Raw genomic sequence first — 11651 nt, forward strand, 5'->3', positions numbered from 1 at the left:
CAAAATCTGTAAGATTTAAGTGGTGGGAGCATGTCACAGGAACATAATGTCAGAGGCGGCATGACCGCCGGTAATTTTTACAAATTGTTTTATGGGGAAGTTGAGGTGGAAAAATGGAACAGCAACAGCATATGTTCACGAATCGCATGATCCGGAATCTACTTATTCCGGTCGTGCTGGAACAGTTGTTGAACTCGATCATGGGAACTGCGGATACCATGATGGTGAGTAATGTCGGTTCGGCGGCAATCTCGGCGGTATCGCTGGTGGATTCCATCAATGTGCTCGTCATTCAGGCATTTTCCGCACTGGCAGCAGGCGGTGCGATCGTCTGTGCACAGTATATCGGGCAGAGAAACAAAGAAAAAGCAAATGAATCTGCAAGACAGGTGTTGTTTATCATCACAGCCATTTCAGTAGCGGTGAGTCTGATCTGCCTTGTTTTCCAGAAACCACTTCTGAGACTGATCTTTGGCTCAGTCGAAGCGGAAGTTATGAGGGCATCAGAAATTTATTTCTTTTATACAGCCCTGTCCTTCCCGTTTATCGCGGCGTATGATTCAGCAGCATCTATTTTCCGTGCGCAGGACAATACCAGAGGTCCTATGACCATTTCCATGATCTCCAATGTGATGAATATCGCCGGAAATGCCATTATGATCTGGGTTTTCCACATGGGAGTAGCAGGTGCGGCACTTTCTACACTGATCTCCCGTATTTTCTGTGCGGTAGTAGTACTGATCCAGCTTCGAAAAGAAAGGGAAGGTCAGGAGATCGTAGTACGTGATTATTTCAAGATCCGTCCGAACTGGTCCATGATAAAAAGAATCCTCGGAATCGGAATCCCATCCGGTGTTGAAAACAGTATGTTCCAGCTGGGTAAACTGGCAATCCAGTCCACGGTATCTACTCTGGGAACAGCAGCGATCGCAGCACAGGCAATGACAAACATTCTGGAAAACCTGAATGGTATTGCAGCGATCGGTGTAGGGGTAGGTCTGATGACGATTGTCGGTCAGTGTCTCGGCGCAGGAAGAAAAGACGAGGCAGTCTACTACATAAAGAAGCTCTGCGTAATTGCAGAAATCGTAGTACTGACAAGCTGCCTGATCGTATTTGCACTGACAAAACCAGTCACGATCCTTGGAGGCATGGAAAAAGAAAGTGCAGATATGTGTTTCCATATGGTGATGTGGATCACGATCATGAAACCGCTTGTATGGACCATGGCATTTGTTCCGGGGTATGGGCTCCGTGCGGCAGGAGATGTGAAATTTTCCATGATCACATCCTGCTGTACGATGTGGGCATGCAGATTCTGCCTCTGTGTATTTCTGATCAGAGTCATGGGCTTCGGACCGATGGGAGTCTGGATCGGAATGTTTGCAGACTGGACTGTCCGCAGTATTATTTTTACCTGGAGATTCCACAGTCGCAAATGGCTGCAGCATAAAGTAATATAGAGAGTATAATTTAAAAAGTCTGGCTTTCACGATAGAACATGAGATGAAGGCCAGGCTTTTTTATAATGTTTCGCATCGAATGCATAATTCTTATAAATATCCATTTTGCTAATGGTGGATTTTGTGGTAGAATAGAGAGAAAATGAATAGTTATACATGGAAAGGAATCATTATTATGGAAAAAGGTACAATTTTTAAATTTCATAATGACCTTGATACAGACCAGATCATTGCATCCCAGTATCTGCTTCTGCCGAACCTGGATGAGATGAAAGGTCATGCATTTGAATCATTAGATCCTGATTTTGCAAAGAAAGTAAAACCAGGAGATTTCGTAGTAGGCGGCGAGAACTTCGGCTGTGGTTCTTCCAGAGAGCAGGCACCGGGCGTCCTCAAAGCACTTGGTGTACAGGCAGTCATCGCCAAATCCTTCGCAAGAATTTTCTTCAGAAATGCGATCAACATCGGGCTTCCGGCAATCGTCTGTAAAGATCTTCCGGATGATGTACAGACCGGAGATACCATGGAACTTCATATGTCCGACGGTACAGCAGTTGCAAACGGCAAGACATATACCTGTACCAAACTTCCGGAATATATGCAGGGAATTCTGAATCAGGGCGGTCTGATCGCTTCACTGAACAAGGAGGAGAAATAACCATGGGAATGACAATTGCAGAAAAAATCATCGCAGCAGCAGCCGGTGTAGACAGCGTCAAACCTGGCGATATCCATACGGTACAGCTTGACCGTCTGATGAGCAATGACGGAACTACTCATCTGACTGTAGATATGTACAAAAACAAGCTGAACCATCCGCACATTGCAGATACAAAGAAACTCGTTTTCATCGTTGACCACAACGTACCGTCTGACTGCCCGAAGACAGCAGCATCCCAGAAGAAGATGAGAGACTTTGCAAAAGAAAACAACATTGATTTCTGGGAAGGCAAGGGTGTCTGCCACCAGGTTATGATCGAGAATTATGTTCGCCCGGGTGAACTGATCTTTGGCGCAGACAGCCATACCTGTTCTTATGGTGCACTTGGCGCATTCGGTACCGGTGTCGGATGCACAGACTTCCTCTATGGAATGGTGACAGGAACTTCCTGGGTACTGGTTCCGGAATCTGTAAAATTCAACCTCATCGGTAAGCTTCCGGAAGGTGTGACTGCCCGTGACCTGATCCTTACCATCATTGGTGAAGTAGGTGCAAACGGATGCAACTATCAGGTAATGGAATTCACCGGAGAAGGTGCTAAGACTTTAAGCATCAGTGACCGTATGACTCTCTGCAACATGGCAGTAGAGGCAGGTGCAAAGACCGGTATCTTTGAAGCAGACGAAAAAGCCATGGAATACCTCAAAGAACATGGACGTGAGCCAAAAGCTGTATTCCACAGTGATCCGGATGCAGAATACGTAAGAGAATATACTTTTGACCTCAGCAAAGTCCGCCCGGTAGTCGCAAAACCGGATTTTGTAGACAATGTTGTTCCGGCAGAAGAAGCATGTGGAATCGAGATCAACGAAGCATTCCTTGGCTCCTGCAACAACGGACGTATCGAAGATCTGCGCGTAGGTGCCGAGATCATCAAAGGAAAGAAAGTATCTGACAAGGTACGTTTCCTCGTTGTTCCGGCAAGCCAGACAATTTACCGTCAGGCATTAAAAGAAGGCCTGATCGACATTTTCATGGAAGCAGGTGCGATTGTTATGAACCCGAACTGCAGTGTATGCTGGGGAAGCTGTCAGGGTGTTATCGGTGAAAACGAAGTCCTGATCAGTACAGGAACGCGTAACTTCAAAGGACGTGCAGGACATCCAAGTTCCAAAGTATATCTTGGATCCGCAGCGACTGTTACAGCATCTGCAATCGCAGGAAAAATCGCACTGCCATCTGAAATCTGATAAAGTACAACAGAAACACCTACAATATATTCAGTGAGGAATACATAGATTATGGAAAAGTTTACAGGTAAAGTATGGGTACTTGGCGATGACATTGATACCGATATCATCATCCCGACCGAGTATCTGGCACTCAAAACAATCGACGATATGAAACAGTATGGATTCAGCCCGCTCCGTCCGGAACTGGCTGGACAGATCCAGAAAGGCGACATCATTGTTGCCGGCAAAAACTTCGGCTGCGGTTCTTCCAGAGAGCAGGCACCGGAGATCATCAAAGCACTGGGCGTTCAGTGCGTCATTGCAAAATCTTTTGCAAGAATTTTCTTCAGAAACTCCATCAACAACGGACTTCTGCTGATCGAGCAGCCGGATCTTCACGATGATATCAAAGAAGGAGATACCGTGACAGTTGTGATGAATGAACATGTTGACTATGATGGAAAACAGTACCCGATCGCTTCTCTGCCGGAGAACCTGATGAGCATCATCCAGGCCGGCGGACTTGTAAAAGCCATGCGTAAACTGAATGGACTGGACTAAGGAGGAGAAGCAGATGGGCGAAACAGTTATCGAAAAGATTATCAGAAACAATGTGGGTCATGCCGTAAAACCTGGCGATATCGTAACAGTCAATGTAGACAGAGTGATGATCCATGATATTTTTATTCCGTTTGTTGCGGATAAATTTGAAGAAATGGGATTCAAGAAATTATGGGATCCGGATAAGGTAGTTCTGATCTATGATCACCTTGTTCCGGCAAGCCAGCTTGATGATACCAGACATTTCCATACAGGAGATGCTTTTGCAGAGAAATACGGAATGAAAAACGTACACAGAAGCGACGGAATCTGCCATCAGCTGATGACAGAGGCTGGCTATGTCAAACCGGGCAACATCGTATTTGGTACAGACAGCCATACAACTACTTATGGATGTGTCGGCGCATTTTCTTCCGGTATCGGATATACAGAGATGGCAAGTATCCTCGGAACAGGAACCATGTGGATCAAAGTTCCGGAGACCATTAAAGTTGTGATCGAGGGAGAGCTTCCGGAGAACGTGATGTCCAAGGATGTGATCCTGCGTCTGATCGGTGATCTCGGTGCAGATGGCGCTACTTACCGTGCACTGGAATTCACAGGAAGTGCAGTAAAGAATATGTCCGTGGCAAGCCGAATGACCATGTCAAACATGGCAATCGAAGCTGGTGCAAAATGTGCTCTCTTCACACCAGATGAAAAGACAGCAGAATACTGTGAGATTGAACTGAACGATTTCCAGAAGAGCCTTGTCGGCGATGAGGACGCAAAATACATCAAGACTGTAACTTACCGTGCAGAGGACCTTGTTCCGGTCATGGCATGCCCGTCACAGGTAGACAAGATCCGTGACGTCAGCACTCTTGAGGGAACTGAGATCGGTCAGGTATTCATCGGTTCCTGTACAAATGGCCGTCTGGAGGATCTCGCAGCAGCAGCGGAAGTCCTCAAGGGCAAAAAAGTTGCTGACTATGTAAAACTGATCGTGACACCGGCAAGCCGCAAGATCTACAGACAGGCGATCGAGCTTGGTATTCTGGACACTCTGGCAGAAGCAGGTGCAATGATCACACATCCGGGATGCGGACTGTGCTGTGGACGTGCAGGCGGTATCCTGACAGACGGAGAGAGTGTTGTGGCGACAAACAACCGTAACTTCCTTGGCCGTATGGGAACTTCCAAGGTAGAAATCTATCTGGCATCTCCAAAGACGGCAGCAGCATGTGCGATCGCAGGTAAGATCGTCAGCCCGAAATAAAACATCAAAAAACGCCAAAAAAAGTCAAGAGGGAAGAATATTTTTTCCCTCTTGACTTTTTTATGATTTAGCACTATAGTATAACGCAGTAACAGCAATAACGAGGAGAAGTTTGCAGGAAAGAGGCGCATGCCCACCGAAGGAGTAAAACTCTCAGGTATCCGTAATATCGGACACAAACTGCAAATGGATCGTTTCTCTGGAGACGCCTGTTTTATTACAGGGGCCGAAGGTGCAAGCGACGCGCAAGCGTCTTGAATCTCTCAGGCAAAAGGACAGAGGATGCTATGACCTAATTACATCCTGAATTCTATTTTTTGATTTTTATCTATTTTTTATTGTCTGATATTATTAGATTCTTACCAGTCTATCTGAGAACGATTCTTTATCTTTATTCCCTTTTTATGATGCTGAAAAATACATACAGAAGGAGAACTTTTTGAGATGTGGGAAGCAATCAACAATTTCTTAGTTGCAGTGGATGACAAAGTCTGGGGCGTGCCGCTTATGGTACTGATCATAGCCGGTGGTGTTCTTCTTACCAGCAGACTTGGGCTGCTTCAGGTACGCCGCCTTCCATTGGCACTGAAATGGATGTTTAAGAATGAAGAAGAGGGAGACGGTGAGATCTCCAGTTTTGCAGCTCTGTGTACAGCATTGAGTGCAACAATCGGTACCGGTAATATCGTAGGTGTTGCAACAGCAGTCTGTGCCGGAGGTCCGGGAGCACTTTTCTGGATGATCGTGGCAGCATTCTTCGGAATGGCAACCAAATATTCTGAAGGTCTTCTGGCGGTAAAATACCGTGTGGTTGCAGAAGACGGACACAGTCTTGGCGGACCATTCTACTATATTGAGAAAGGTATGGGAGCGAAATGGAAATGGCTTGGTAAGATCTTTGCATTCTTTGGTGTCTGTGTAGGTCTTTTTGGTATCGGTACATTCAGCCAGGTAAATGGTATTTCAAGTGCTGTACAGAACTTCTTTGATCCGGACAAGACAAACTGCATCAATATCCCATTCCTGGGACAGTATTCCGTAGCAGTTGTTGTTTCTTCTCTGATCCTTGCATTTTGCGTAGCAGCGATCCTGATCGGAGGAGTAAAACGAATTGCAGCAGTCAGCCAGATTATCGTGCCGTTTATGGCAGTAATTTATATCATCTTCAGCGTTGCCCTGATCATCTGCAACATTACAGAGATCCCGAATGCAATCGTAACTGTTGTTACAGCGGCATTTAATCCTAAAGCAGTGACAGGTGGTGTTGTTGGTTCTATGATCGTAGCAATGCAGAAAGGTGTTGCACGAGGAATCTTTTCCAACGAAGCAGGTCTTGGTAGCGCTCCGATCGCGGCAGCAGCAGCGCAGACAAAAGAGCCGGTACGTCAGGGTCTTGTCAGCATGACAGGTACTTTTATTGATACGATCCTGATCTGTACCATGACAGGACTTTCCATCGTCCTGACAGGTGCATGGCAGGTAGAGGGAATCGAGGGTGTACAGGTTACTACCTATGCATTCCAGCATGGACTTCCGCTTCCGGCCAAGTTCACAGCGTTTGTACTGATGCTCTGCCTCGTATTCTTCGCATTTACAACAATCCTTGGATGGGATTATTACAGTGAACGTTGTCTCGAATACCTGACAAACGGACACAAGACGAAGATCATCGTATACCGCTGGTTATATATTTTTGCAGTATTCATCGGACCATACATGACAGTAAGTGCTGTATGGACTATCGCAGATATCTTCAATGGTCTGATGGCAATCCCGAATATGATCGCACTGTTCGCACTGAGCGGAGTCGTTGCGAAAGAAACCAAAGCATTCTTCAAAGCAGAGAAGCATAAAATGTAAATAAAATTTTGGAAACGCATAATTCCTTCTGTTCTTCATACACTAGACAGTGATGATGAGAACAGGAGGAATTTTTTTGAAGAAAAAAACAAAAACTCTGCTGACCGCGCTGGCGGTGCCGCTGGGAGTTGGGGCGGTTTCGGGATTTCTTACGCAGGGAAGCATGGATACGTTTGAAAAATTAAAACAGCCGCCTCTGACACCGCCGGGCTGGGTATTTCCTGTGGTATGGACAGGACTGTTTGCCATGATGGGAACAGCATCTTACCTTGTGGCAATTTCGCCGAAAACAGAAAAGAGAAACAGAGCACTGTTCTTGTATGGAGTGCAGCTTGCAGTAAATTTCCTGTGGCCGGTATTTTTCTTTAATGCAGGATGGTATTTCTTTGCATTTGTATGGCTTGTGCTTCTGTGGTATCTGGTGTACCTCTGCACGAAAGGATTTTCGGATATCTCCAGGAACGCAGGATACCTGATGATCCCGTATCTTGTATGGCTGACTTTTGCAGGTTATCTGAATTTCTTTATCTTTCTTTTAAATTAAGCGGAAGCACTGTCTGAAAATGGCAGTGTTTTTGTGTTTTACGGAAAAACATCTGATTTTCATACAAAAACAACACTTGACAAAGCGATGGCAATCCTGTAGTATAGATTAGGAATATGATTAACGTTAAAGATTACAGTAACCATTTTTCCAACTGCCGTAATGAATGGAAGTGACAGGATCCGTCACGAGAAATTCTGCGACAGCTTTTTTTATGCAACAGGACTGTGGGTTCTGCTGTATATGGATGAGGGATATAAACAAAAAGGGAAGTAATGCTTACAAGGAGGATAAGGCATGAACTATGATGTAATCATTATCGGCGCTGGTCCTGGAGGAATTTTTGCAGCGTATGAATTAATGAAAGAAAAGCCGGACTGCAAAGTGGCAGTTTTTGAAGAGGGATACTCCCTTGAGAAGAGAAAATGCCCGATCGACGGCAAGAAGATAAAGAACTGTATCAACTGTAAGAGATGTTCTATCATGTGCGGCTTTGGCGGTGCAGGTGCATTCTCTGATGGAAAATATAACATCACCAACGATTTCGGTGGAACTCTGTATGAGCATATCGGTAAAAGCCAGGCAATCGAGCTGATGAAATATGTTGATGATATCAACATGGAATACGGTGGTCAGGGAACTAAGCTTTATTCCACAGCAGGAACCAAGTTTAAGAAACTCTGCCTGCAGAACAAACTGAACCTTCTGGATGCATCTGTACGTCATCTGGGAACGGATATCAATTATATCGTTCTTGAGAACCTGTACAATGCAATGAAAGATCATGTAGATTTCTACTTCGACACACCGGTACAGAAACTGGAGATCCTGGAAGACGGTTACCGTGTGATCTGCGAAAAAGGAACTTACGACTGTAAGAAATGTATCGTTTCCGTAGGACGAAGCGGAAGCAAATGGATGGAGACTGTCTGTAAAGATCTGAACATCCCGACCAAATCCAACCGTGTGGATATCGGTGTCCGCGTGGAACTTCCGGCAGTTATCTTTTCACATCTGACAGATGAACTGTATGAGAGCAAGATCGTCTACCGTACAGAGAAATTCGAAGATAACGTCCGTACTTTCTGCATGAACCCGAACGGAATCGTAGTAAACGAAAATACCAACGGCATCATCACTGTAAACGGACATAGCTATGAGGGTGATGAGAAAAAGACCGATAACACCAACTTCGCACTTCTTGTTTCCAAACATTTCTCCGAGCCATTTAAGGACAGCAATGGATACGGCGAAAGCATCGCAAGACTTTCCAACATGCTTGGCGGCGGTGTTATCGTACAGCGTTTCGGCGACCTTGTCCGCGGACGTAGAAGTACCGTGAAACGTGTTGAGGAAGGCCTCGTAACACCGACTCTCACAGCAACACCTGGAGACTTAAGCCTCGTACTTCCGAAACGTATCCTGGACGGCATCATCGAAATGATCTACGCCCTGGACAAAGTAGCTCCGGGAACTGCAAACGATGATACCCTTCTGTACGGCGTGGAAGTTAAATTCTACAACATGGAAGTTGAGATCGACGACAACCTCGAAAGCTGCCACAAAGGTCTGTACGTGATCGGAGACGGAAGTGGCGTCACCCACTCCCTGTCCCACGCATCCGCAAGTGGTATTTACGTAGCAAGACATATTGTAGAGCAGAACTGATAATTATAATATACTAAGAAGCCCCCACAAAACGTGAGAAAACGATTTGTGGGGGCTTTTTATGTGAATAATTTTGACTATTTCATATCTGCCAGTGAAATAAACGGAAGTTCCGCATATTCATACTTATTCTTGATAGAAGCTGCATCTGCTTCTGAAATAGAAGTAAATTCATCTGCATTATACTCAGTTGAAGCTGTTGTGCTGAAGAACCACGGATTCTGCGGATTTCTTTCTTCATCATAGACCACGGATTCTTTTAAGTTCAGCTGTCCGTCAGTATAAGTATAATAATGGTACAGGGACAGAAAAGCACTGCCGGAAGCTTCATTGGCTATAGTGTTGTCTTTGCACAGATAATATCTGTCGCGTTCACCGCTGGTAGTGACCAGAGAAAGCCTTCCGTTAACAAGGGTGTACATATCAAAAAACATTCCCTCATAACTGTCAGTGCCATCGTCAATGGCACCTATAAACAGTTCTGCGGTACCATTATTATCAATATCCTGAAGAAAATATCCGAGTTTATTGATATCTGAATAATATCCTGCCAGATAACAGAGATTATTTTCCTGAAACTGGCTGATATTCCATGCGGCAGAAGCACCGTCATAATATTTCTGCACGATTTCTTTATATTCCGGATAATCAGCAAGGGTTTCGGTGTCCGCAGCATAAACAGAGATAAGACCGCCTATTGTAAGTACCATGGATGCAGATAAAAGACCGCAGATTAGTTTCTTCTTTTTCATCTTGAATCCTCCTTAGAGAGTAGTATTTATATTAAGTATACTTCTATTATATATTATGCACAAGCAAATTTGTGTCTGGATACTCAAGTTACCGTGAACGGAGTGATAATACAGTTACTGTTCACTCCGTTCACAGTAACTTGGTCAAAATGCATTCCAAATCACCTTCGGTGATGGCATTTTGCCCTGTATGTCTCGGGATTTTGCCATATTCATGGCAAAACGCCTCGCGGGATACTACCTGTGAATAGTAACATAATACATCTATTTCAGTACATTCAATCCATTTAGCATAATATCCTCCGTATAGTGTGCGAGTTCCTCCGGGCTCTGGCGGGTGCCATTTCGGATCCAGTTTTCGATGATGCCGATACAGCCGGAGAGGACGTAGGAAGAGTAGATCTCGCTCAGCCTGGGATCTGCATTGGCAAAAATCTCGTCCCAGTCATTCACGCAGCGTTCCCGGATAATCTCCTTGATCCGATTCATAAAATTCTGTTCCTGGTTATTGACCAGAACAAGTTTTACGAAATCGGAGTTTTTTTCCAGAAATTTATACAGGTCACAGATCAGAGGGAAAGATTTACCCTTCATATCCTGTGGCTGGGGGGCGTTGGTGATTTCGATAAATTCGTCCAGTATATCATTTTCCAGGTGCTCCAGAAGATCCTGGATATCCCTGTAATGCAGATAAAAGGTTCCACGGTTCAGATTGACATAGTCTGTCAGTTCACGGACTGTGATATTCTGTACCGGTTTGGTCTGCATTAGCTCTGTAAGCCCGTCTTTGAGCAGTGCCTGTGTGCGCTGTACACTTCGATTTTTTCCCTTTGAAGAATACAGCCAGCCTGTACCAAATATGAGAGTAGTCATCCACGATGTGACGATCCCGCAGGCACTGGATTATAAGAAGAAACTGGAGCAGGTCGACGGAGTAGACGAGGTCAACTGGCTGGATGATGTGGTGGACATCTATGAACCACTGGAAAATGCAGACCAGGATACGATCGATGAGTGGTACAAAGATTCCGATGCCCTGTATTCCATCACGGTAGTTGACGATGAAACAGAAAAAAAGGCAGCAGTTGATGAGATCCGTGACATTATCGGGGATGACAATTCTATGTCAGGAACAGCAGTCACAGATGCATTGTCACCGTTCCACACCTCGTCAGATATCCAGAAGATCATGCTGTTTGTCCTTCCGGTGACATTTATCGTACTGCTTCTGACAACGAATTCATGGTTTGAACCAGTACTTTTTATGATCACAATCGGTATCGCAATCATGCTGAACAGAGGAACAAACCTGCTGTTTGGAGAGATTTCTTTCGTTACCAATGCAGCGGGAAGTGTTCTGCAGCTTGCAGTTTCCATGGACTATTCCATCTTCCTTCTTCACAGATTTGCCGAAAACAGAGCAGAAGGCAAGGATGTCCAGGACGCTATGGTGGCGGCAGTAAAACAGTCAACAGGATCAGTACTTATAAACTGATCGATAAGACTCAGCATAAGGCCTTTTTTCCGGACTTTCATAAGTTTGCCGGCACTGTTATGAAACTCCGCATACCTGCATTTCTTATTGCAGTGGTGATTGCGGTTCCGTGCTTCATTGCACAGGGGGGAAACTCTTTCCTCTATGGCGGCAGCCG

General features: G+C 45.1%; 11 protein-coding genes and 1 riboswitch. Of the genes, 9 read left to right on the forward strand and 2 right to left on the reverse strand.

What is annotated here, in order from left to right; genetic code table 11:
• Window positions 1-113 precede the first annotated feature (113 nt).
• From QZL69_RS07855 to QZL69_RS07890, 8 genes are all read left to right on the forward strand, one after another.
• Complete coding sequence (locus tag QZL69_RS07855; RefSeq protein ID WP_022214670.1) at window positions 114-1463, forward strand: MATE family efflux transporter; 1350 nt, start codon at window positions 114-116, stop codon at window positions 1461-1463.
• A gap of 175 nt (window positions 1464-1638) precedes the next feature.
• Window positions 1639-2121, forward strand: a complete 483-nt coding sequence (locus QZL69_RS07860) for a LeuD/DmdB family oxidoreductase small subunit (protein ID WP_022214671.1) — start codon at window positions 1639-1641, stop codon at window positions 2119-2121.
• A gap of 2 nt (window positions 2122-2123) precedes the next feature.
• The gene (locus tag QZL69_RS07865) at window positions 2124-3374 is read left to right on the forward strand and encodes a 3-isopropylmalate dehydratase large subunit (RefSeq protein ID WP_022214672.1); all 1251 of its coding nucleotides are present in this window, start codon (window positions 2124-2126) and stop codon (window positions 3372-3374) included.
• 51 nt (window positions 3375-3425) lie between these two features.
• On the forward strand, window positions 3426-3917 hold the full coding sequence (locus QZL69_RS07870) for a LeuD/DmdB family oxidoreductase small subunit (protein WP_022214673.1): 492 nt from the start codon (window positions 3426-3428) through the stop codon (window positions 3915-3917).
• Window positions 3918-3930: 13 nt separating this feature from the next.
• Window positions 3931-5175, forward strand: a complete 1245-nt coding sequence (locus tag QZL69_RS07875; RefSeq protein ID WP_022214674.1) for a 3-isopropylmalate dehydratase large subunit — start codon at window positions 3931-3933, stop codon at window positions 5173-5175.
• A gap of 189 nt (window positions 5176-5364) precedes the next feature.
• Window positions 5365-5464, forward strand: a riboswitch (glycine riboswitch).
• A 155-nt stretch (window positions 5465-5619) separates the two neighbouring features.
• Window positions 5620-7035, forward strand: a complete 1416-nt coding sequence (locus QZL69_RS07880) for an alanine/glycine:cation symporter family protein (RefSeq protein WP_022214675.1) — start codon at window positions 5620-5622, stop codon at window positions 7033-7035.
• Between the two features lie 76 nt (window positions 7036-7111).
• Window positions 7112-7579 (forward strand): TspO/MBR family protein, encoded by a 468-nt coding sequence (locus QZL69_RS07885; RefSeq protein ID WP_022214676.1) that lies wholly within the window; start codon window positions 7112-7114, stop codon window positions 7577-7579.
• Window positions 7580-7876: 297 nt separating this feature from the next.
• The gene (locus tag QZL69_RS07890) at window positions 7877-9247 is read left to right on the forward strand and encodes an NAD(P)/FAD-dependent oxidoreductase (protein WP_022214677.1); all 1371 of its coding nucleotides are present in this window, start codon (window positions 7877-7879) and stop codon (window positions 9245-9247) included.
• Between the two features lie 77 nt (window positions 9248-9324).
• Here QZL69_RS07890 and QZL69_RS07895 read toward each other — a convergent pair whose 3' ends face one another.
• Both QZL69_RS07895 and QZL69_RS07900 read right to left on the reverse strand, forming a co-directional pair.
• Window positions 9325-9999, reverse strand: coding sequence for a hypothetical protein (locus QZL69_RS07895; protein WP_022214678.1), 675 nt, complete (start codon window positions 9997-9999; stop codon window positions 9325-9327).
• Between the two features lie 264 nt (window positions 10000-10263).
• The gene (locus QZL69_RS07900; protein WP_022214679.1) at window positions 10264-10872 is read right to left on the reverse strand and encodes a TetR/AcrR family transcriptional regulator; all 609 of its coding nucleotides are present in this window, start codon (window positions 10870-10872) and stop codon (window positions 10264-10266) included.
• Here QZL69_RS07900 and QZL69_RS07905 point away from each other — a divergent pair.
• Window positions 10859-11494, forward strand: coding sequence for an MMPL family transporter (locus QZL69_RS07905; RefSeq protein ID WP_118252997.1), 636 nt, complete (start codon window positions 10859-10861; stop codon window positions 11492-11494). The genes QZL69_RS07900 and QZL69_RS07905 overlap by 14 nt on opposite strands.
• The last annotated feature ends 157 nt before the right edge of the window (window positions 11495-11651 follow it).

The sequence above is a fragment of the Blautia sp. CAG:237 genome (assembly GCF_000436615.1).
Taxonomy (GTDB): domain Bacteria; phylum Bacillota; class Clostridia; order Lachnospirales; family Lachnospiraceae; genus Blautia_A; species Blautia_A intestinihominis.